This is a genomic window from Brevundimonas bullata, assembly GCF_003350205.1.
GTDB classification, from domain to species: Bacteria; Pseudomonadota; Alphaproteobacteria; order Caulobacterales; family Caulobacteraceae; genus Brevundimonas; species Brevundimonas bullata.
This window is the reverse complement of sequence record NZ_QLLC01000002.1, coordinates 36,952-59,734: the sequence shown is the minus strand read 5'-3', so window position 1 is coordinate 59,734 and position 22,783 is coordinate 36,952. Positions and strand designations below refer to the sequence as shown.

The 22,783-nt window shown below is 68.0% G+C and carries 16 protein-coding genes; 5 read left to right on the top strand and 11 right to left on the bottom strand.

Translation table 11 applies throughout. The features are described 5' to 3' along the window. The first annotated feature begins 30 nt into the window (after positions 1-30). Both DXK21_RS01335 and DXK21_RS01330 read left to right on the top strand, forming a co-directional pair. Positions 31-1,101: a phosphotransferase family protein gene (locus DXK21_RS01335; protein WP_114815989.1), complete on the top strand. Its 1,071-nt coding sequence runs from the start codon at positions 31-33 to the stop codon at positions 1,099-1,101. After that, a complete protein-coding gene (locus DXK21_RS01330) occupies positions 1,098-2,276 on the top strand; it encodes an acyl-CoA dehydrogenase family protein (RefSeq protein ID WP_114815988.1) in 1,179 nt (392 codons plus the stop codon). Before DXK21_RS01335 ends, DXK21_RS01330 begins: the two co-directional genes overlap by 4 nt. 78 nt (positions 2,277-2,354) lie before the next feature. On the opposite strand, the gene DXK21_RS01325 is transcribed toward DXK21_RS01330, so the two are convergent. Genes DXK21_RS01325 through DXK21_RS01300 form a run of 6 tightly spaced genes read right to left on the bottom strand, consistent with a single transcriptional unit; the run spans position 2,355 to position 8,653 of the window. After that, positions 2,355-3,158, bottom strand: a complete 804-nt coding sequence (locus DXK21_RS01325) for a DUF3313 family protein (RefSeq protein ID WP_114815987.1) — start codon at positions 3,156-3,158, stop codon at positions 2,355-2,357. A 52-nt stretch (positions 3,159-3,210) separates the two neighbouring features. Continuing rightward, on the bottom strand, positions 3,211-3,774 hold the full coding sequence (locus DXK21_RS01320; RefSeq protein WP_114815986.1) for a lipocalin family protein: 564 nt from the start codon (positions 3,772-3,774) through the stop codon (positions 3,211-3,213). 48 nt (positions 3,775-3,822) lie between these two features. Further along, positions 3,823-5,043, bottom strand: a complete 1,221-nt coding sequence (locus DXK21_RS01315; protein ID WP_114815985.1) for an SAM-dependent methyltransferase — start codon at positions 5,041-5,043, stop codon at positions 3,823-3,825. A 31-nt stretch (positions 5,044-5,074) separates the two neighbouring features. Beyond that, positions 5,075-6,538, bottom strand: a complete 1,464-nt coding sequence (locus DXK21_RS01310; protein WP_114815984.1) for a cryptochrome/photolyase family protein — start codon at positions 6,536-6,538, stop codon at positions 5,075-5,077. Next, positions 6,528-7,331 (bottom strand): DUF1365 domain-containing protein, encoded by an 804-nt coding sequence (locus DXK21_RS01305; protein ID WP_114815983.1) that lies wholly within the window; start codon positions 7,329-7,331, stop codon positions 6,528-6,530. The genes DXK21_RS01310 and DXK21_RS01305 overlap by 11 nt, the downstream gene beginning before the upstream one ends. After that, the gene (locus DXK21_RS01300) at positions 7,328-8,653 is read right to left on the bottom strand and encodes an NAD(P)/FAD-dependent oxidoreductase (RefSeq protein ID WP_114815982.1); all 1,326 of its coding nucleotides are present in this window, start codon (positions 8,651-8,653) and stop codon (positions 7,328-7,330) included. The genes DXK21_RS01305 and DXK21_RS01300 overlap by 4 nt, the downstream gene beginning before the upstream one ends. A 164-nt stretch (positions 8,654-8,817) precedes the next feature. Here DXK21_RS01300 and DXK21_RS01295 point away from each other — a divergent pair, with 164 nt between their 5' ends. Continuing rightward, the gene (locus tag DXK21_RS01295; RefSeq protein WP_245945027.1) at positions 8,818-9,396 is read left to right on the top strand and encodes a sigma-70 family RNA polymerase sigma factor; all 579 of its coding nucleotides are present in this window, start codon (positions 8,818-8,820) and stop codon (positions 9,394-9,396) included. Then, complete coding sequence (gene chrR, locus DXK21_RS01290; protein ID WP_114815980.1) at positions 9,393-10,046, top strand: cadmium/peroxide/UV radiation responsive anti-sigma factor ChrR; 654 nt, start codon at positions 9,393-9,395, stop codon at positions 10,044-10,046. Before DXK21_RS01295 ends, chrR begins: the two co-directional genes overlap by 4 nt. 44 nt (positions 10,047-10,090) lie before the next feature. On the opposite strand, the gene DXK21_RS01285 is transcribed toward chrR, so the two are convergent. After that, positions 10,091-11,071, bottom strand: coding sequence for a helix-turn-helix domain-containing protein (locus DXK21_RS01285; RefSeq protein WP_114815979.1), 981 nt, complete (start codon positions 11,069-11,071; stop codon positions 10,091-10,093). Positions 11,072-11,453: 382 nt separating this feature from the next. Between DXK21_RS01285 and DXK21_RS01280 the strand changes: the two genes are divergently transcribed. After that, positions 11,454-16,643 (top strand): hypothetical protein, encoded by a 5,190-nt coding sequence (locus DXK21_RS01280; protein WP_114815978.1) that lies wholly within the window; start codon positions 11,454-11,456, stop codon positions 16,641-16,643. Positions 16,644-16,699: 56 nt separating this feature from the next. Here the strand turns inward: DXK21_RS01280 and DXK21_RS01275 are convergent, their stop codons facing one another. The 4 genes from DXK21_RS01275 to DXK21_RS01260 form a co-directional block, all read right to left on the bottom strand. Then, complete coding sequence (locus DXK21_RS01275) at positions 16,700-19,900, bottom strand: efflux RND transporter permease subunit (RefSeq protein ID WP_114815977.1); 3,201 nt, start codon at positions 19,898-19,900, stop codon at positions 16,700-16,702. Positions 19,901-19,911: 11 nt separating this feature from the next. After that, a complete protein-coding gene (locus DXK21_RS01270) occupies positions 19,912-21,072 on the bottom strand; it encodes an efflux RND transporter periplasmic adaptor subunit (protein WP_114815976.1) in 1,161 nt (386 codons plus the stop codon). Then, positions 21,072-22,325 carry a TolC family protein gene (locus DXK21_RS01265; protein ID WP_114815975.1) on the bottom strand — a complete coding sequence of 418 codons (1,254 nt, stop codon included), beginning with the start codon at positions 22,323-22,325 and terminating at the stop codon, positions 21,072-21,074. Before DXK21_RS01265 ends, DXK21_RS01270 begins: the two co-directional genes overlap by 1 nt. 173 nt (positions 22,326-22,498) lie before the next feature. Next, positions 22,499-22,744, bottom strand: a complete 246-nt coding sequence (locus tag DXK21_RS01260; protein WP_114815974.1) for a hypothetical protein — start codon at positions 22,742-22,744, stop codon at positions 22,499-22,501. Between the last annotated feature and the right edge of the window lie 39 nt (positions 22,745-22,783).

Here is a 22,783-nt window from a genome sequence, read left to right as displayed (position 1 = left end):
TGTGATCACCCGTTCGGCGAGGTTTCCACCATGTCCCAGACCATCACCTTCGAGGGGTCCGGCCCCGTGCGGGCGGGGCATGAGCTGCCGGTCGAGCGCCTGACGGCCTGGCTGCGCCAGCACGCGCCGGAGGTGCGCGGCCCCCTCGACATTCGCCAATTCAACGGCGGCCAGTCCAACCCGACCTATCGTCTGGACACACCCGGAAAATCCTACGTCCTGCGCCGCAAGCCGGGCGGCCCCGTCCTGAAAGGCGCTCATGCGGTAGAGCGCGAGCATCGCGTGATCTCGGCCCTGCACGCCGCCGGCTTCCCCGTCCCCGCCCCCCTGATCCTGTGCGAGGACGAGGCCGTCATCAGCTCGACCTTCATGGTGATGGAGATGGTCGAGGGCCGCATCTTCTGGACCCCCACCCTGCCCGATCTGACGCCGGATCAGCGGGCCGCGCATTTCGACGCCCTGAACGCCACCATCGCCCGTCTGCACAGCCTCGACATCCGAGCCCTCGACCTGGAAGACTATGGCCGCCCCGGGGCATTCTTCGCGCGCCAGATCCAGCGCTGGTCCCGGCAGTATCAGGAAGACGACCTGGCGGGGCGCGATCCCAACATGGACCGGCTGGTCGCCTGGCTGCCCGAGAACATGCCCGAGGACGACGGCGCCGCATGCGTGGTTCACGGCGATTTCCGCGCCGACAACCTCATCTTCGCCCCCGACAGCGCCGAGGTGCGGGCCGTGCTGGACTGGGAGTTGTCGACCCTGGGCCATCCCATGGGCGACTTCACCTATCACCTGATGATGTACCGCCTGCCGCCATCCATGATCGGCGGCTTTGCCGGCGCCGACCTGAAGGCCCTGGGGATTCCCAGCGAAGCCGACTACCTGGCCGCCTATTGCGAGCGAGTGGGTCGCGTGCCGCCCAGATCGGACGAACTGCGCTTCTACATGGCGTTCAACATGTTCCGGCTGGCGGCCATCTTCCACGGCATCAAGGGGCGGATCGCGCGCGGCACCGCCGCCTCCGCCCACGCCCAGACCATGGCCGACAACCTGCCCGCCCTCGCCGCCCTGGCCTGGGCCCAGACGGAGACGACATCATGAACCGCAACGACCTCGACCAGGGCCAGGCCATCGCCGCGCGCGTCGAACGCTTCGTGCGCGACGTCGTCATTCCCTATGAGAAGGACCCGCGCGCCACGTCGCACGGCCCGACCGACGATCTGGTCGTCGAACTGCGGGCCAGGGCGCGCGCCGCCGGATTGATGACGCCGCACATCGGGGCCGATGGATCGCACCTGTCGCAGCGCGCGACAGCCCTGGTGCTTCAGGCGTCGGGCCTGTCGCCGCTAGGCCCCGTCGCCCTCAACGTCATGGCCCCGGACGAGGGCAATATGTACCTGCTCGACCAGGTCGCCAGCGAGGCTCAGAAGCGCCGCTTCCTCGACCCCCTGGTCAGCGGTCAGGCGCGCTCCGCCTTCTTCATGACCGAACCCGCCGAGGACGACGGCGCCGGCGCCGACCCCTCCATGCTGAAGACCACCGCCGTCCCGGCCGGCGACGGCTGGCGCATCAACGGCCGCAAGGCCTTCATCACCGGCGCGGTCGGCGCCTCGGTCGGCATCGTCATGGCTCGCACGGACTCGGGCGACGGCAAGGTCGCGGCCACCATGTTCCTGGTCGACCTGCCCGACCCCGCCGTGCGGGTCGAGCGGGTGATGGAGACGATCGATTCCTCCATGCCCGGCGGCCATTCGATCATCGCCCTCGAAGACCTGCGCGTGCCCGGCGACCAGATCCTCGGCGCCCCGCATCAGGGCTTCAAATACGCTCAGGTCCGTCTCAGCCCGGCCCGTCTCAGCCACTGCATGCGCTGGCTCGGCGCCTGCCGCCGCGCGCACGAGATCGCCGCCGCCTACGCCGTCAAACGCCACGCCTTCGGCAAGCCCCTGATAGACCACGAGGGCGTCGGCTTCATGCTGGCCGACAACCTGATCGCGCTGAAACAGGCCGAGCTGATGATCGACTGGTGCGCCGGCGTGCTGGACACCGGCGCCCTGGGCACGACCGAAAGCTCGATGACCAAGGTCGCCGTGTCCGAGGCCCTGTTCGGCGTCGCCGACCGCTGCGTCCAGATCATGGGCGGGACCGGCGTCTCGGGCGACACCGTGGTCGAACAGATCTTCCGCGAGGTCCGCGCCTTCCGCATCTACGACGGCCCGACGGAGGTCCACAAATGGAGCCTGGCCAAGACCGTCAAACGACAGGCGACGATCTAAAATCCGCCCACCGCACCCGCTCTCCAAATCGGGGCGCAAGGCCTCAGGAGAAAGCGGGCGTCCGGTCGTCGCGACGGATCAGTCGACGGGGTCCGTCTCCCGGTCCGCCGGGGGACGTCCTCCGCTCAAGCCTGGTTCGTACAAGCCTGTGGCAAAACCCGCCAATATCCCTTCGACCCGCACGCGGGGGCCGAACCGTCCACAAGGGTCAGGACTGGGGATGGGCCGTACTTCGCGATCATCCGGCGCAAGAGCGTCCCCCACCATGTCGCCCAGGGGCTCGGCCAACTGGTGGGCGTCGCCGATGCGTGACAGCGACGGCTTATCCGTTCCCACCACCATGGCGTCTCGCCGCCACACGATGGCGGCGGCCTGGCGGCCGTCCGGCGTCAGGAGTTCCGCTTCCGCACCCAGGCCGCCCGTGCCGCCGGGCGCCCGTACCTTGATCGGGCCGGGGATGAAGAAGTTGGCGACGGCCGCCGCCGCGGAACCCGCCTGGTGCGTGGGACGGATATAGGTCACGCCCACCCGGACCGTGCCGGCCTGGGGCTCAGGCTGTTCGGCGATCTCGAAACGCTCGCTCAGTTCGTAGCAGACCTGTCGGTCCACCTCGCTCAGCACCGCTCGCCGGTCGTCGTCCGACAAGATCGGGTCCGTCACGCCGAACACCTCGGTCGGCGCGACCCACAAGCGGGTGATGGTCGAGGCCAGGGCCTCGTCGCGCCGCTGCTGGACAGAGGCTCGCACCACGTCCGTTCGCGGCGTCAGCCCCTCGTAAGTGGTCAGGAAGCCCGAGTTCGACGGCGCGCTTCCACTGGCGCAGGCGCCCGCGGCCATCGCCAAAGCCGCCGCGCCCAGACCGCGGATTATCCTGCCAGCCATAGTCGTCTCTCCCTCTTCAATACGAACTTACGCGCCGCCAGGCCGATCAGATCTAGGGGCGGTGCTGGGTTTCCCGCACCAGGCTGAGGTCGTAGCCGAGGGCCGCCGTCCGGTTCATGATGGTGGCGCGGACCGCGTCGGACGGTTTCGCCGTCCGGCTCATGAGCCAGAGATACCGGCCCGAAGGTTCGCCGACGATCGACCAGGCATAGTCGTCGGCATGGTCGAGAACCCAGTAATCGCCCACGTAGAAAGGCCCGAAGAAGGAAACTTTCAGCCGGGCGTCGCCGCTGTCGGCGACCACCTTGGCCTTGCCCTCGACCGTCTTGACCGGCCCGTCGACGCCGCCCTGGCGACAGGTGTTCAGCACGCCGACGAGGCCGTCGTCGCGCCGCGAGTATTCCGCCGTCACGGCCTCGCATCCCCGCTCGAAGCCGTTCTCGTAGCGGCCGATCTCGTACCAGAGGCCTGCATAGCGGTTCAGATCGACCGCCTTCGACGGCTGGGGCACAGCCGGATTGCCGACGGGACCGCGTTGCAGGGTGGCGCAGGCGGACAGGGCCACGGCGCAGATCGCCCCAGCCACAAGCATCAAGGAAGTACGTCTCAGGTTCATGCGCGCATCCAAAAGAAAGACCTCGTGGTCATTGCAAAGGCATGAGACCTAGGGGCGTTCCAGCGCCATCTGAATCACATCGGTCCGACCCGAGCGGAAACCGGCCTCGCAATAGGCCAGGTAGAAACGCCAGAGGCGGCGGAACCGATCATCGAACCCCGCGCCATTGCGAACAATGTCGCCCCAGGCCGCCTCGAAGCGCCGCGCCCATTCCGCCAGGGTGTCGGCGTAGTCGACGCCGAACCGTTCGACGCCCGCCACGCTCAGGCCCGCGCGATCCAGCACGGGCGCCATCCTGGCCTCGGACGGCAGGCTGCCGCCGGGGAAGACATACTTCTGGATGAAGTCGGTTCGGGCGTCATATTCGTCGAACAAGTCGTCCTGGATGGTGATGATCTGCAGGCCCGCGCGCCCTCCCGGCGCAAGCACCTCATGCACCTTGTCGAAGTAGGTCGGCCAGTATTCACGCCCGACCGCCTCGAACATCTCGATGGACGCCACGCGGTCGAAGCGGCCCTCCACGTCGCGATAGTCGATCAGGCGAATGTCAGCCCGTTCGGCCAGACCCGCCTCGAACAGGCGGCGACGCGCATAGTCGTGCTGCTCTCGCGAGATGGTGACGCCGGTCACGACGGCCCCGACTTCGCGCGCGGCGAACTCGGCGAAGCCGCCCCAGCCGCAGCCGATCTCCAGCACGCTGTGGCCCGGCTGCAGGTCCATCATCCGCGCCAGAGAAGCGTACTTGGCGCGCTGCGCCTCTTGCAACGACAGCCCCGGTCGCTCGAAACGGGCGGACGAATAGGTCATCGAGGGGTCCAGCCACGACGCATAGAAGGCGTTGCCCAGGTCGTAGTGGGCGTGGATGTTGCGGCGAGACCCCCGACGGCTGTTCCGGTTCAGCCGATGTCCCAGCCAGTTGATCGCGTTCACCACCCGATTGCCGTCGAACAAGCGGCGAATGTGGTCGTAGTTGTTGACCAGGGTCTCCAGCAGAACCGCCAGCTGGGGCGAGTCCCACTCGCCAGCCATATAGGCCTCGGCGAAACCGATATCGCCGCCCTTCAGCACGCGCGCGGCGAAGTTGTAGCTGCGGATGTTCATGACCGCCGCGTGGCCGGGCTCCTTGCCGCTCAGTTGGCGGCTGGAGCCGTCGGGCAGCACCAGCGTCAGCCGCCCCCAGGTCCAGTTGGAGGACAGCAGGCGCAGCAACAGCCCGAATACAGCCGACGACGGTCCTGCTTCTCGGGCTCCGTAGAAGGTCGTGGTCATGGCTTGCAGAGGTCTCTGTTGGGGAAAAGGTTCATTGCGGCCCTTCATCCTGCGAGCGGCCGGCCAGGGTTTTCAAGGCGTCCAGAGCCCGCTGCCGCGCCTCGGCGTGATCGACGATGGGCCGAGGATAGGTCCTGCCCAACCGAACGCGGGCCTCGGCCAGCACCGCGACCGGCGCGGTCCAGGGGGCGTGAATCCAACGGTCCGAGAGCGCCCGAAGCTCGGGAACCCAGCGCCGGACATAGCGACCGTCGGCGTCGAACTTCTGCCCCTGGATGACGGGATTGAAGATGCGGAAATAGGGCGCGGCGTCGGCCCCGGAGCCCGCGACCCACTGCCAATTCTGCGCATTGCTGGCCAGATCCGCATCCACCAGCGTGTCCCAGAACCAGGCCTCGCCCTCGCGCCAGTCGATCAACAGATGCTTGACCAGGAAGGAGGCGACCACCATCCGCACGCGGTTGTGCATCCAGCCGGTGGCCCACAGCTCGCGCATGCCGGCGTCCACCAGGGGATAGCCCGTCCGCCCCTGCTTCCAGGCCGCCAAGGCGGCGGGATCGGCGCGCCAGGGCATGGCGTCGAACTCGGGCCGGAAGGCGCGGTCGGTGATGTAGGGAAACTGGTGCAGCAGATGAGCCGAGAACTCGCGCCAGCCGATCTCGGCGACGAACTTGTCCGCCTGAGCGGGGGCGACGCGTCCCTGCGCCGCCGCCTGACGCGCGGCCTGCACCGCGCGCCGGGGGCTGATCTCGCCCCAATGCAGATGCGGCGACAGACGCGACGTGCCCTGTCGCCCCGGAACGTCACGACCGGCGGCATAGTCTTTCAGGCCGTTTTCCAAAAAGGCGGCCAGCGCGGAGGCCGCCCCCGCCTCGCCCGGCGACCAGTCGAAGCCCCCGGACCAGTCAGGGGCGGTCGGATGCAGACCCCAGTCGTCGATGTCGTCGCTGGCCGGGTCTGAAGGCGTGAACACGGCTTGGGGCGCGGGCGCGGGGGCCCGGTCCGGCATCGCCTGCAACAGCGCCTTCATGAAGGGCGTAAACACCTTGTAGGGCTTTTCCGCGCCGGTCACGACCGAGCCCGGACGCGTCAGCAGGGCGGCGTTGAAGCCATGACACTCGACCCCGACGTGGCGCAGGGCATGGGCGATATCGACGTCGCGCGTGAAGGCCTCAGGCTCGAACCGACGGTTCATGAAGACCTGATCGGCGCCGGTCTGATCAATCAGACGGCGCAGTTCGGCCTCGGAGTCGCCCCGGCGCAGAACGAGCCGCCCGCCGCGTGTGCGCAGGGCGGCGTCCAACGCCCGCAGCGACTTGTCCAGCCACCACGCGGACGCGGCGCCGAGCGCACGCCCCTCCCCCATCTCGTCCAGGATGAAGAGCGGCAAAATGGGCCGCCCCGTCGCTACGGCGGCGTTCAGGGCGGGGTTGTCTTCCAGTCTCAGGTCGCGGCGGAACCACAGGATGACCGGACGCGCGCTGTCATCGACCAAGGCGGCTCTCCCGCGCGCGATGCTGGATCGTGAAGGGCTTCGACGCTGGAAGCGGCTGGCGCGTCAGACGCACGCCCTTGACCCACAGCTTCAGCGCCTCCCAGTGAATTGCGGCCACGACCTTCAAGGTCATGAGGGGCAAGGCGACGGCGGCGGCCAGAAGGTCGCCATCCTCCAGCGGGCGACGCTCGGCGGACAGGGCAGCCGTGATCAGCAAGCCTTCGGCATCGATGCCGTCGATGGTCAGATCCAGACGTTGACCCGGCGCATGGCCGCGGAACGCATAGTCCATCTCCATCCCCATGAAGGGCGAGACATAGAGCGCCTTGGCCGCGCCCTGGCGGATCACACCCGCCGTCTGATCCTCGATCGGCACGGGAATGACGTAGGCATGGCGCACGCCGAAGGTGCTGGTCACTTCATAGACCATGGCCGCCAGCCGTCCGTCGGCGTGATGGCAATAATAGAGACTGATCGGGTTGAAGACATAGCCCAGAACCCTCGGCATGGTCAGCAGACGGATCGGCCCGTCACCGATATCGATGTCGGCGCGCGCCAGCAGGGCCTCTATCTGCGAACGCAGCGCCAGGCACGAGCCGTCGCCATGGTCCCGGTCGTGAAAGGACAGAAGGTTGAAGCGGTTGCGCGAGAACAGACGCAGCCGACGATCCAGCCCCTCGATCTCGTCCAGATCCAAAAGCAGCCAGAAGACCCGATAGTTCAAGCGATGCGCCTTGGGCCGCAGCCGCCGGTGCATGACCTCGCCGCGATAGAGGGCCGAGGCCTGGGTCACGCGGCCTTCTCCATGGCGTCGGCGGTCGGGGCGGACAGATGGATGCGGCCGCTCTCGTTCTCCACCGTCCAGGGACGGCGCACCCCGCCCAGTTGTTCGGCCACGGCGAGGCCGGATTGCAGACCGTCCTCGTGGAAGCCTGCACCGAAATGGGCGCCGCAGAACCAGACCCCGCCGTGGCCTTGCAGGCTCCACAACTGCTTCTGCGCCTGAATGGCGGCGGGATTGAAGATGGGATGCTCGTATAGTTCGCTGCGCAGGATGGTGTCGGGCTTTGGCGGACGCGGCGGGTTCAGGGTGACGAACAGATCCTGGCCCGGCAGGCCCTGAAGCTTGTTCATCCAGTAGGTGACACACAGGCCGTCATCGGCGCCGATATAGTTCCAGCTGGCCCAGGCGCGACGGCGTTGCGGCATCAGGCCGGCGTCGGTGTGCAGGACCGTCAGGTTGCGGCTGTAATGGAAGGCGCCCAGCACCTCCTGCTCTCGCGCGGTCGGTTCGGCTAGCATGGCCAGGGCCTGATCGGCATGGGCGCCGATGACGACATGGTCAAAGCGCTCGATCCCGCCCTCGCTGTCATGAACCATGACGCCCTGATCCGTACGACGCACCGCCGTCACCCCATGGTTCAGACGCACGTCGCCGATCTCTCTGGCCAGACGCTCGACATAGACGCGGCTGCCGCCCTCGACGGTGCGCCACAAGGGGCGCCCGATCAGTTTCAACAGGCCGTGGTTGCCGCAGAAGCGGATGAAGGCCTCGGCGGGATAGTCCATCAGCGTATGCGCCGGCGAGGACCAGATCGCCGCCGCCATCGGCAACAGGTGGTCGTCGCGGAAGGCCTCGCTGAAGCCCTCGCGCTTCAGATAGTCGCCCAGCGTCAGGTTGGGGTCCGTCAGCCCGCCCAGGTCGATCGGCGCGGTTCGATAGAAACGCATGATCTCACTCAGCATCGACCAGAAACGCGGACGAAGCAGGTTGCGGCGCTGGGCGAACAGGCCGGGCGCGGCGTACTCGAACCGGCCGTCGTCCAGCGACACGGCGAAGGACATGTCGGTCGCGCGGGTCTGGACCCCCAGATGCGCGAACAGGGCGATCAGATTGGGATAGGTGGCGTCGTTGAAGCAGATGAAGCCCGTATCCACCGCGACATCGCCCGACGCCACGCCCGCCGTCACCGTATTGGAGTGGCCGCCCAGACGCTCGGCCTTCTCATAGATCGTCACCCGATGGCGCTGCGCCAACAGCCAGGCCGACGACAGGGCGGCGATGCCCGAACCGATCACGGCGATCTTGAGATTGTCGGCGGGCGAATAGGACATTACGACTCCAGAACACGCCCGTCTGCACAAGGATAGGCATGGAAGGACTACGCTCCCGAGCGGGTTTCGGATTGCGAATGATCCAGACATTTGCGCGCAGCGTACTAGGGTTCATGCATGTCGAGGCTTCCTCTTTCACATCCCCTGCAAGGCGGTCGGCCGGCATGAGCCTGGACGTGGTTCAACCCGACCCCTTTGCCCATGATCGCCTGATCGAGGCCGTGGCCCTGCACCGCGACCGCGAGGCCTTCGCCGAGCTGTTCAGCTATTTCGCGCCCCGGCTGAAGGCCTGGCTGATCAAGTCGGGCGCGACGCCCGGCGCGGCCGAGGACTTCGCCCAGGACGCCATGCTGACGGTCTGGCGCAAGGCCGACCTGTTCGACGCGCGCAAGGCGCGAGCCGCCACCTGGATTTTCACCATCGCCCGCAACCGTCGCCTCGACATGCTGCGTCGCGACGCCCGGCCCCTGCCCGTTCCTGAAATCGAACTGGCGGAACAGACTGTCGAGCGGCCCGACGAGATTGTGGCCCTGTCCCAGGACGCCGCACGGGTTCGCGACGCTCTGTCACAACTCAAGCCGGATCAGGTCGAGGTGCTGCGCCTCGCCTTCTTCATGGACAGCCCTCACTCCGAAATCGCCCGTCAGCTCGACCTGCCTCTAGGCACCGTCAAATCCCGCATCCGTAACGCCATGATCAAATTGCGCCTGATCCTCGAACCTTCCGAGGAGGCCGCCCGATGAACGCGCGTCTCCATTCCTCCGGGGGCAATCCCTCCGAAGAGCGCCTGCTCGCCTATGCCGCAGGTAGCCTCAGCCCGCCCGAGGCTGTTGTCGTCGCCGCTCACCTGGCCCTGCGTCCCGCCAACGACGCCTGGGTGCGCCAGTTGCAAACCGTGGGCGGCGAGTTCCTCGACGAAGCCGCGCCCGCCCCGATGGCGGACGACGCCCTGATGCGGGCGATGGCGCGGATCGAGACCGACGCCGGCGAGGTGAAGTCCCAGCCGCCGCTGAACGACATGCCCGAGCTGCCGGAACCGCTGCGGCGCTACGCGCTCGGTCCGTGGCGCTGGATCGGACCAGGGATGCGGGTGCGCGACGTCCACGCGCCGCGCGACGGCGACTGCCGGGTCATCCTGCTGGAAATCGGCCCCGGGCGCGAAACGCCTCGCCACACCCATGGCGGCGTCGAACTGACCTGCGTCCTGTCGGGCGCCTACGCCACCGAGACCGAGCGGTTCGATGTGGGCGATCTGGAAGAGGCCGATCCCGAGGTGCTGCACCAGCCGCGCGTAGTGTCGGATGATCCCTGCCTCTGCGTCGTCGCCCTGGATGGGCAGATCGAGCTCGACGGATGGCTGGGCCGCCTGATGCAGCCGTTCGTGCGGCTGTAACCCCCGCTGCCGCCGCTCTGGGGCGCTACAATCCAGAAGCGCGCCTAGCCCGGACGATCGGCGCGCGAAGGCGGAAAGCCGAAATGCTCGCTATAGGCGCGGCTAAAGGCTGAGGCCGAAGTATAGCCGACCTTTTCCGCCACCTGCGCCACGCCTATGGCTCCGCCTTGAAGAAGACGGTGGGCCCAGTCCATGCGGACGTCTTTGGAGTATTTGTGCGGCGAGCATTTGAAGACGTCCTGGAAGCCCGACGTCAGCTTGTTGCGGTTCAGCCCCACCCGCATCGCCAGCTCGGCGACGGAAGGGGGCGCGCCGAGTTCCTTCATGTAGATAGCGGCCGCAGCCTCGATCTGCTTCAGCTCCCTGTAGGTAAAAAGGGAGCCTTCGGGTCGCAACGCCGGTTCGGTCGGGCGGTTCAGGGCGCTGACCACCTCGCAGACCATTTCAATCATCTTGGCCTGTAGATAGGTCTTGCGCAGCACGCCCGTATGCGGGGAGCCGAAGATGTCGTCCAGCGTCGTCCATAGCCGAGACGGAAGGGCCATGCTGACAGAGGCCGGGGCGTCGGCTTCGCCCCGGAAAAAACTCCTCAGCGGTTCGCCCAGGCCGTCGACCTGAACGCCAAAGCCGTCGATCAGCAACTGCGGGTCCGCCCAGGCGCCGATGTACTGGACATGCGTGCCGGCGTCGTAGCCTCGGACCTGACGGACTTCCTTCGGATAGGTGGTTAGGGTTATGCGGGCGCCGGAATGACGATAGCGGGCATGGCCCGGCAGATTCAGATGGACGCTCGCCGTCTTGACGATCTGGATCGCCACGCAGTTGCGCAGAACCATCCGGTCGCCCCCCGGCCCGCGGGTCCTGAAATCGTTGACCGAGCAGAACAGACCCGTCTGAACCGGCACGAACTCCAGCTGTCCGTCGATCAGGTGCGAGACCTGGGGAAACATGGCCTTGAGGGTGTCGTCGGAAGACAGGCCGGCGGCTGTCTGGATGAGCTCCGCCTGATCCGTCCAACCCTGCATTCATCACTCTCTAGAGATCGATCTCCGCGTCGATCGCAGGGCCGAGGCTCCCAATTATATCAAGTCGCGCCCAACGGCTACGCTTAGACGACCGGCCCGCGATCGAACCGCCAGGTCCCTCATGCGCCATGCGTTCTCGCCCCCCCTGAGGGGCCGCCCCTCACAGAAGAGGAAACGCACGCAAGAAAACGCCCCAGTGACGCATTGCTACGTCTTAGTGACGAAAAGCAATCATTCGGAAACGTCGGAGCAAAACAGAGTTCATCACCGTTGCGCGACGACCGAGAATACCTCACCAGCCGCTCAGGTTCCGCCTGAACCAAGCAACAAGGCCCAACATCCTTATTGTTTTCGGTGGATAGACAATATTCTCAGGACCAAAATGCGCACCTTCACGCACTCATCGGTAACTATTTCTCAACCTATCGGCAAGTCCCTGCCGCTGCGCTCGCGCCTTAAGATCGGTTCGGCCCTGGTCGGCGCCGCCGTGGCCCTGACCTCCCCCGCCCTGGCCTTCGCCCCCGACGAGTGCGGCGCCGTGGTCAACGGCGCAGTCACCTGCACGGCCGCCGGCGCCCCCTATGCAAACGGCATCGCCTACGGCGCGATGGCGGCGAATGATCTGACGATCAATCTTGAAGCGGCCGCCCAGGTGAACTCGGCAGGCGTCAATGTCGGCGGCATCACCGGCTCGACCTTCGACGGCGATCTGACGATCAACCAAGCCGGCGCCATCCTTCTGACGGGCACAAACAGCACCGGCATTCTCGCCGTCACGGACAGGGGGCTGCTGACCGTCAACTCGTCCTCGATCACCAGCACCAGGGACGGCATTTCGGCCTCCAACGGCGCGGGCGACACCGTCATCAACGCAGGATCGATCACCACGACGGAGTCAAACGCCAACGGGATCGCAACGTCGACCTACGACGGCGCCCTCGACATCCACGTCGAGAACATCTCGACCCAGGGCCACGACGCCAACGGCATCCGGGTCAACGCCGTCACCGGCGCCGTGAGCATCACAAGCGACGGCACGATCCAGACCCAGGGCCAGTTCAGCAGCGGCGTCAATGTCATGGCCGGCGGCGATGTCGTGATCGAAGTCGCCGACGTGACGACGCTCAGCAACAACAGCCACGGCGTCATCGCCCAGATGACTGGGGGCGCGCTCGACATCACGGCAGGTTCCGTTACGACCGGCGGCAACAACGGCAGCCACGCTGTCCGCGCCACCTCATCCGGCGCAACCGCCGGGTCCGGCGCGATCACGATTGATATCGCTTCAGGCGCCACCCAGGGCGCCAACAGCGCAGCCATCTTCGCCACCAACGACCACAGCGACATCACCGTCACAGCGGACAGTTTGGCGACCGCAGGATTCTTCAGTTCCGGCATCCTGACGCAGAACATCGACGGCAGGACCACGATCACCACCACCGGCGCCGTCACGACCACCAGCGCGCTAAGCGCAGCGATCAAGGCCGAGTCAGGCAATGGCGCCGTCACAGTCGCCAACCACGGCGTGATCTCCACAGCGGGCCAGGACAGCCACGGCATTGAAGCCCGCTCGAACACCGGCGCCGTGTCTGTTGAAAATACCAACCAGTTGACGACCGTGGGCAACGCAGCGCGCGGCATTCTGGCCTATTCGTCCAGCGGCGCCGTGAACGTGCTGAACACTGGCAATGTCGCAACGTATAGCGACAACGCCCACGCCCTCGTGGCGCAAAGCGTCAGCGGCGCAGTCACCCTTACCAATGAGGCGACCGGGACCGTCGCCACCACCGGGAATGGGGCGACCGGCATTGTCGTCACCAGCCAGACGGGCGACATTCTGGTCAAAAACCACGGCGAGGTCTCAACCTCGGGCTTCGCCGCCAACGGCATCGGCATCGGCAACCTTGAAGGCGATGTGACCCTGGTCAGCACCGGCGCGGTCTCGACCATCGGCGACAACAGCCTCGGGGTTTCCCTGTCCAACGAGCAGGGCGACATCACGGCCACGATCGCTTCCGTCACGACGGCTGGCGCCAACAGCCACGCGATCACCGCCAACAACTTCGGCTCCGGGAATGTGGATCTCGCCACCTCGGGGACGATCACGACCACGGGCGCCGGCAGCCTCGGCGTCTACGCCACGAGCATTGACGGTTCGGTCAGCGTCGCCAACGCGGGCGACATCAGGTCGTCCAGCACGGGCATCAGCAGCCTCACGGGGGCTGGCGCGCTGAAGATCAACAACTCGGGCTCCGTGACGACCACCGAGGACTTCGCCCATGCGATCAAGGCGCAAACCACCTCGGGCGCCGTGACCATCGAAAACTCCGGCGATCTCACGACCGCAGGTATGGGCAGCGCCGGCGTCCATGCGGAAAGCATGAGCGGCGCGATCTCCATCACCAACCAGGGCGCCGTCTCCGCGACCGGCGACAGCGCCTATGGGATCAGCGCCGAAACCGCCGACGCGGGCGGCGACATCTCCCTGATCAGCCACGGCGCCGTCTCGACCACGGGCGACTTCGCCACGGCCATCCGGCTGCAGGCTCTGCAGTCCGACATCCGGGCCGAGGTCAGTTCAGTCTCGACCACGGGCAGCGACAGCGACGCCGTCAATCTCTGGACGCTCACGGGCGATGTCACGCTTGACGCCTCGGGCACGCTGGCCACGAGCGGTGCAGACAGCGACGCCATCCTGGCCTCCACCCAATCCGGCACGGTTCAAGTCAACAGCGCCGCCGCCATCACGACGACCGGCGACAGCAGCAGCGGCATCTCTGCCCAGGCGTCCAGCGGAACCGTCAGCGTCGTCAGCACCGGCTCGATCACCACGACCGGAAACGACAGCTATGGCGTCGCCGCCCAGAGCGAAAACGACGTCACGGTTTCCGCCGCCGCCGTCACGACCGGCGGGAGCGGCGCCGCCCTCTACGCGCACAGCCTCAGCGGTATCGCCAAGATCGTCGCCAATGGCCTGATCACGACCACGGGCGACTACGGCGACGGCGTCCGCGCCATTGGCAACAGCGGGTCGGTGGACATCCTCACCCTGGCCGCGATCTCGACCTCCGGCGAAAACGGCAACGGGGTCGGCGCCGGCAGCGACAGCGCCGACATCGCCATCACCACGGCGGAGGCCGTCACGACCACCGGCGACTTCGCAGACGCCATTCTGGCCGAAAGCGACAGCGGCAAGATCATCATCGTCGCCAAGGCCCCGGTCTCGACCTCCGGTGAAAACGCCGATGCCATCGACGCCTCCAGCACGGGCGACATCAGCGTCACCACGGCGACGGTCACGACCAGCGGATACAGTTCCGACGCCATCAATGTGAACGGCGGCGGGGACCTCGTCACGATCATCGCGCAAGGCCTGATCTCGACGAGCGGCGACTACAGCGAGGGCGTCGACGCCCGGAACGACACGGGCGACCTGAACGTCACCGTCAGCTCGGTCACGACCACGGGCGCGGACAGCAGCGGCCTTGACCTCTATGCCGACGGCGTCGCCCGCGTCGTCAGCACCGGCGCGATCTCCACCGAAGGCAGCGAGGCCCATGGCGTCGACGTGAACGGCGGGGGCGGAATTTTCGTCGACGTCAATTCGGTCTCGACCCTAGGCCAGGATTCCGATGGCGTCCTGGCCAGCTCGACCAGCAATACGGCGACGATCAAGGTCAATAGCATCTCGGCCACGGGCTACGGCAGCCGCGGCGTCAACGTCAGCAGCGAGGTCGGCGACATGTTGGTGACGGCCGGCGCCGTCAGCGCTCACGACCAGGCCATCCGGGCCAGCAGCGGCGAAGGCGACATCACCGTCTCCACGACGGGCGCCATCACCTCGACCAACGCCGACGCCATACTGGCCACCTCCCAGGACGGCGACGTCGTCCTCAACATCGGCGCCGCCAGCGTCCTGACGAGCGGCGTGCGGAGCATCAACCCCGCCTCCGTCACCACGAAATCCATGCGCGGCGTCAGCACCATCTACGCCGAAGGCGAGACCGTGCTGATCAACAACGCCGGCACGATCAACCGGGGCGAGCAGAGCACGATCTTCGCCCAGGGCGAGGTGACGTTGAACAACAGCGGCCTGATCACCGGCAACGTCGAGTTCGGCGCCGGCGACGACGTCGTCAACAACACGGGACGCTTCGTCCTGTCGGGCTTCAGCGACTTCGGCGGCGGAAGCGACCGCTTCGTCAACACCGGCCTGGTGACGATGCAGGGCCATGCGACCCTGGCGCGTCTCGAGCGCTTCGTGAACGCTGGAACCATCAACCTGGCCGACGGCCGCGTGGGCGACGTTCTGACGATCTCGGGCGACTATGTGGGCATGGACGGACGTCTGGTGCTGGACATGGACGCGGGCGCGACCGGCGGACCGACTTACGATCAACTGGTCGTCGGCGGCAGCGCCACAGGCACGACCACCATCACCCTGAACTACAAGACCGCCGCTCAGCTGAAGCCGGGCGCCGTTCTGAAACTGGTCGATGCCGCCGGCGGTTCGGCGGCCGGCGCCTTCACCATGGCGGATGAGACCACCAACATCGGCTTCGCCCGTTACGGCGTGCGTCATGATGTGGCCGCGGACGACTTCTTCATCGCCGTGACGGAAGGCGACGCCGTCTTCCGCACGCTCAAGCTGAACGAAGGCGCCCAGACCCTGTGGCGTCAGTCGGCCGACGCCTGGTCGGCCCACACCGCCGCCCTGCGCGATCCGAGCCAGGCGGCCTCCGACCGCCGCGTCTGGGGCCAGGTCTATGGCGCCGCCGACAAGCGTGACGAGACCCTGATCCGCGCCGGCAACGGCGTCGATCAGACCGTCGACCTGTCCTATACTCAGGACCACGTGGGCGGTCAGATGGGCGTCGATCTGGGCGTGATCGGCGCTACGGGCGTGACCTATGGTCTGACCGGCGGCTATGTCGACTCGACGCTGGAGTTCAAGGACAAGGCCGACAGCGCCGACTACAAGGGCCTCAACCTGGGCGCCTACGCCGGCGTTCAGCGGGGTCGCTACTTCGTCAACGCCCTGGCCAAGTACGACCTGATCGACATCCAGGCCCGCAGCACCACTGCCGGCTATGATGAAGACCTCGACGGTCGCGGCTACGGTCTCCAGGTCGAGACCGGCGCCCGCTTCAACGGAAAGATCGAGACCCAAGCCTTCTTCTTCGAGCCCGTGGTCAGCCTGGCCTACAGCCGCACCGACCTCGACGCCCTGGCCTCGCAGGGCGCGGTGATCGACTTCGAAGCCCTGGACGGCCTGCGCGCCAAGGCCGGCGCCCGCCTCGGCGGCGCCGGGTCCATCGCCCAGGGCCAGATCGGCTACTACCTGGGGGCCCATCTGGTGCAGGAACTGGCCGGCGAAGACGGCGTCCGCTTCACCTCGGGCGCGGCCGACAGCACTTTCGCCAACACCGCGGTCGACGCCTACGGCCAGTACCAACTGGGCGTGACCTTCACCTCGAAGACCGGCCTGACGGGCTTCGTCGAAGCCAAGGCCGACGCTGGCGAAGACTACAGGAACTACACCGGCCGCATCGGCGTCCGCGTTTCGTTCTAAGTCCCTGCGGAGCCCCCTGCACCCCGCAGGGGGCTCTGTCTCCTTCATGCCGGCGGTTAAACCGCATCCCGCCTTTTCACCGTCCGCGCCGCAAGGCTCGGCAGGACCAGCAGCGTCAGGGCTGTGGCGGTCAGCAGGCCGCCGATCACCACGGTCGCCAGCGGCTTTTGCACCTCGGCCCCCGCCCCGTGCGCCAGAGCCATAGGCAGGAAGCCGACGATGGCCACGGTCGCCGTGGTCAGCACCGCGCGCAACCGGCTGCACGCCCCCTGAACCGCCGCCTCTAGCGGGGCCAGCCCGGCCTCCAGCCGTTCGCGGATCGCCTGCATCAGCACCAGCCCGTTCAGGGTCGCCACCCCTGACACAGCGATGAAGCCGACCGCCGCCGAGACCGAGAAGGGCATCCCTCGCAGCAACAGGGCCAAGGCCCCGCCGACCAGGGCCAGAGGCACGCAGGCGAAGACCAGCCCCGCCTCCGTGAACGACCCTAGGGCCATGAACAGCAGGACGCCGATCAGGACGAAGACCACCGGCACGACCAGCGACAATCGCTGCTCGGCCCGTTTCAGGTTCTCGAACTGCCCGCCCCACTCCAGCCGATAGCCGGTCGGCAGCGGAACATCAGCCACCGACCTTTGAGCCTCGGCGACAAAGCCGCCCAGGTCGCGACCGCGCACATTGGCCTGGACCACCATGCGGCGGCTGCCGTTGTGGCGACTGATCTGGTTCGGCCCCTCCCCCGTCTGAATGACGGCGACCGAGGACAGGGGCGCGATCACCCCGCTGGCGGCGACGACAGGCAGGGCGGCCAGGCTGGCCGGGTCATTGCGCGCCTCGTCGGCCAGACGCACCACCACGTCAAAGCGGCGGTCGCCCTCGAAGATGCGGCCCGCCTGCGCGCCGCCCACCGCCGCAGACACCGTCTCGCTGACGTCCGCCGCCGACAGGCCGTAGCTGGCGGCGTTGAAGCGATCCACGCTGACCGTCAGGGTGGGCAGGCCCGACACCTGTTCGACCTTGACGTCCGCCGCGCCCGGCGTCTGGCGCAGGCGATCGGCCACCTGGTCGGCGACCACCTTCATCTGCTCGAAATCCTCGCCATAGATCATGACCGCCAGGTCGCTGCGCACGCCCGAGATCAGCTCATTGAACCGCAGTTCGATCGGCTGGCTGAACTCGAAGGCATTGCCGATCTGCTGGCCGACCGTCTGCTCGATCCGCTCGATCAGTTCCTCTTTCGTCAGCTTAGGGTCCGGCCAGGCCTTGCGGTCCTTCAGGATGATGACGCTGTCCGAGACATTGACCGGCATGGGATCGACCGCCGCCTCGGCGGTGCCGGTGCGTGAAAAGACGGTCTCGACCTCGGGCATGGCCTTGATGGCCCGTTCCAGCCCCCTCTGCATCTGAAGCGACTGCTCCAGCGAGACCGACGGCACGCGCGACGCCTGCATGGCGATGTCGCCCTCGTCCAGCGTCGGGACGAACTCGCGCCCCAGGGTCGCAAACGACACGGCCCCGAGCGCCAGCGCAGCCAGAGCCGCCGCCAACACCGCTTTGGGTCGTGCCGCCGCCGCTCGGATCGCCGGTTCGATGCCCCGCCGGGCGACGCGCAACAGGCGCGTCTCATGCTCTTCGATCTGACCCTTGGCGCCGAGACGGACGTCCCTGGGCTCGCGCACCAGCAGGGCCGTCATCGCCGGAACAAAGGTGAAGGAAAAGACGAAGGCCCCGACCAGGGCCAGCATGACGGTCGCGCCCATCGGCACGAAGGTCTTGCCCTCCACCCCTTCCAGCAGCAGCAAGGGCGTGAAAACCAGGAGGATGATCAGTTGTCCGAACGCCGCCGGCTTGACCATCTGGCGTGCCGCGCGGGCGGCGATGTCCAGACGCTCGCGCACGACCAGCGGCCGCCCCAGCTCGCCCCGCCGTTGGCTGAGCATCAGCAGGGTGTTCTCGATCACCACCACCCCGCCGTCGACCATCAGGCCGAAGTCGAGCGCGCCCAGGCTCATCAGGTTTCCGCTGATGCCGAAACGGTTCATGCCGATGACGGCGAACAGGAAGCTCAACGGGATCATCAGGGCCGTGATCGCCGCCGCCCGGAAATTGCCCAGCAGCAGGAACAGGACGACGATGACCAGCATGGCCCCCTCGGCCAAGTTGCGGGCCACGGTGGCGATGGTGGAATCGACCAGTTGGCTGCGATCCAGCACCGACACGGCCGCCACATCGGGCGGCAGGCTGTCGCCGACGCGCGCCAGTTGCCGGGCCGCCGCCTGCGCCACGGTGCGGCTGTTCTCTCCGGCCAGCATCAGGGCCGTGCCCAGCACCGCCTCATGCCCGTCGCGGCTGGCGCCGCCCAGACGCGGCGCCTGGCCGATCTCGACCCTGGCCACATCTGCGACCCGCACCGTCAGCCCGGCCCGGTTGACGACCGGCGCCTGAGCCAGATCGTCGACTGTGGCGGCCCGCGCGTCGACCCGCACCACCAGGGCCTCGCCCGCGCGCTGCACATGGCCGGCGCCGGCCTGAACATTGGCCCGCTCCAGCGCCGTCGCCAGATCGGTGACGGACAGGCCGTAGCGGGTCAGGGCGGCCACGTCGGGCCGCACCGCATACTCCTTCACAAAGCCGCCGTTGACGTCGATCCCCGCCAGCCCCGGCGTAGTCCGCATCTGCGGCGCGATGATCCAGTCCTGCACCGTCCGCAGATAGGTCGCGCGCTGCGCCGGCGTGGTCAGCCGCTCGCCCTCCGGCGTCAGATAGACGCCGTCAGCCTGCCAGCCGGGCTTGCCTGCCTTGACCTTGCGGGCGTCGAACGGCGCATAGTCCACCGTCCACATCAGCACCTCGCCCAGGCCCGTGGTGATTGGCGCCAGCGCCGGTTCGACACCCTCGGGCAGGGAGGCGCCGCGCATCCGCTCGGCCACCTGCTGGCGTGCGAAATAGATGTCGGTGCGGTCGGTGAAGACGACAGTGATCTGGCTGAAGCCGTTGCGCGACAGCGAGCGGGTGCTCTCCAGTCCCGGCAGCCCGGCCATCGCCGTCTCCAGCGGATAGGTGACTTGTCGCTCGACCTGTTCGGGCGCCAGAGCCGGCGCCAGGGTGGTGATCCGCACCTGACGATTGGTGATGTCGGGCACGGCGTCGATGGGCAGACGCGTCAGATTATAGAGGCCGAGCGTCGCGATCAGGGCCGCCGCCAGAACCACGAACCAGCGATGGCGGACCGAGGCCTCAATGATGAGTTTGAACATCAGACCTTCCCCTAGTGGCCGTGGTCGGCGTCGCCGAAACCCAGTTGGGCCTTCAGCAGAAAGGCCCCGGCAGCGGCGATCCGTTCGTCGCCGTCCAGCCCGCGCAGGATTTCAGTCCACCCCCCGGCTTGACGCCCGGTCAGCACCGGCGCGGCCCGAAAGCCGCCCTCGACCTGGACGAAGACCACGGCGGTCCCCTCCATGGTCTGCACCGCCTCGGTCGGCACGGTCAGCCCGTCCGACGCCCCCGCCATCGTCAGCACGCCCGCAACAGACGCCCCCGCCGGCGGCGCCTGACCCTCGACCGGACGCGCGCGAATGACCGTGGCGCCGCTTTCGCCGCCCGCCCCTGCCGCCACGCCGATGACCACAGCGTCGAACTCTCCGGCCGGTCCCTGGGCTCGCAAGCTCTGGCCGAGCCGCACCTGGGCCGCGGCCAGAGGCGGGGCGTGAAAGACCAGTTCGACCCGGGCCGGATCGGCCACCTCGGCCACGACTCCGCCCTGGGCTGCAAAGCCGCCGGGGCCGACCAGAACCGAGGTCACCACGCCCGAAATCGGCGTCGTCACGCTCAGGCGACCAGATGCATTCGGCGCCCCGCTGGCGGCGGCCCGCGCCCGCGCGGCGCGCTCGGCGGCTTCCGCCCCGACGTAGCGGGCGTGGGCCGTCTCGACGTCCTGACGCGCCACCACGCCCTGCTCGGCCAGTCGGCGGTCGCGCTGATAGGCGCTGCGGGCCGCGTCAGCCGAGGCGGAGGCCGCGTCGGCGTCAGCGCGGATGACGGCTGCGTCGCCGCTAACCACGACGGCCAGAACCTGACCGGCGCGCACCGCCTGTCCCGGCGCAACCAGAACCCGCTCGACGCGCCCGCCGACCGGGGCCGCGACCGCCGCGCGGGCGTCGATCATCGGCTCGACCCGACCGGACAGACGCACTTCGCCGCCGCCGCCCTGTCCGACCGCCACGACGGAAATGCCCGAAGCCTGGATCTGTTGGGCGGTCAGCAGGACGACGCCTTCGGGCGCCTCGGGCGCTACCTCCGCCTCGGCGGCTTCGGCGACCGCCGGCTCCGTCCCCTCGCGGGTCAGCAGGAAGACGGCCCCGCCCAGGGCGAGAACGGCGACAGCGGCGCCGGCCAGCAGCCGGGCGCGATAAGTCTGGAACGGACGCATCAGCGACCTCCTTCAAAGGGGGCGCGGCCTTGCAGGCGCGCCAGTTCGATTTCGGCGCGCACCCGCGCCAGACGGGCTTCGACCGCGGCGTCGCGCGCCGAGATCAGGGCCACGCGGGTCGAGCGCAGCTCCAACTGGGATATCCGCCCCGCCTCGAACCCCAGCCGCGACAGGCGGTAGGCCTCCTCGGCCGAGGCCACGCCCATGTCGCCCGCCGCGACCCGACTGGCCGAGGCGCGAAGCCGCGCCAGGGCCGCGCTGCGGTCGGCGGCGTCGGCCAGCCGCGCCCCCGCCACCCGCGCCTCGGCGGCGCGATGCTCGGCCCGCGCCGCGTCGATATTGCCCCGGTTCCGGTCGAACAGAGGCAGTGGCATGGACAGGCCCACGGTCAGGGCTGTGGCGTCCTCAGCCTGATAGCGGGTCACGCCCAGCGAGGCGCTGACATTGGGTCGGGCCTCGGCCCGTTCGCGTCCGATGCGACGCTCAGCCGCCTCGGCTTCAGCCTCGGCCACCCGCACCGCCAGCGAAGCCGCGGCGTCGGGCGCCGCCGGCGAGGTCCGGTCCAGCACCCCGGCCTCTACCGACGTCACTGGCGTCGGCAGCATGGCCTCGGCGGTCAGTCGGGCGAAGGCCACGTCACGTTCGGCGCGGGCATCCTCAACCGCCGCCCGCGCCATGGCCGCCTCGGTTTCGGCTTGGATGCCGCGCAGCAGCGGTTCGCGCCCCTCCTCCACCAGCACCAGGGCGGCGCGGGCGTCAGCCACGGCCAGGGTCAGGGCGTCCTCGGCCAGAGTGAAACGGCGCTCGGCCGCCTCCGCCTCGGCATAGGTCAGGGCCAGACGGGCGACCGTGTCGATCCCCGCCTGTTCGCGGCGCAGGGCGCTGACCCCGACCTCGGCGCGGGCCACATCGACGCGGGCGCCGCGACGCCCGCCCAGTTCCAGGTTCTGGGTGAGGTCGAGACTGATCTCGGCTTCGCCCCATCCGGCATAGGGCTTGCCGCCCAGAACGCCGTCGGCGCGCAGGGCCAGCTCTGGATTGGCGCGGACGCCGGCTTGGCGGAGGCGCGCCTCGGCGGCCTCCAGCAGGGCGTCGGCCTCGACCTGGGCAGGGGCGTTCCGCCCTATCCGCTCCAGCAGGATTTCATAGGCAGGCGCGGGGTCGGCCCGGACGGGACCGACGTCCCAGACCGCGCAGGCGGCCAGGGCGCAGCCGACGACCGCAAGCGGCCCCCGGCGTTTCAGGGAAGACATGGTTCATATCCCGAATGACTGACAAGAAGACGCGCCCATCGGCGCGGCGTCCGCTCAGCTTCGGGGAGGGCGTTCCAGTCCGCCGGGCACGCGCGACGTCAGCAGGTCGCTCGGCAGGGGAGACAGTCGCGCAACGCCTGAAAAGGCCGCAGCAGGCGTTTCCAGGAAGGGAATCAGGGCGTTGGCCGCATGGTGGCAATGGCCGTGGGCGCAAGCCGCACCCCCATCCGGACCCGTGTGGTCGTCCGTATCCGCATCGTGGACTTCGACGACAGCCCATCAGCCGTCGCCACATCATGCGGCAGCTCAGGGCCACAGACCGCAGCGTCGGCGACGGGCACGAGACCGAACATGGTGATGACGAGCGCCAGAAGCGCCCCCAACACCATTGTCCTGAATCCACCCTTGGCCATGGGCATCAGATAGCACAACGCGAACGGTTCGCACGACCTTGATCG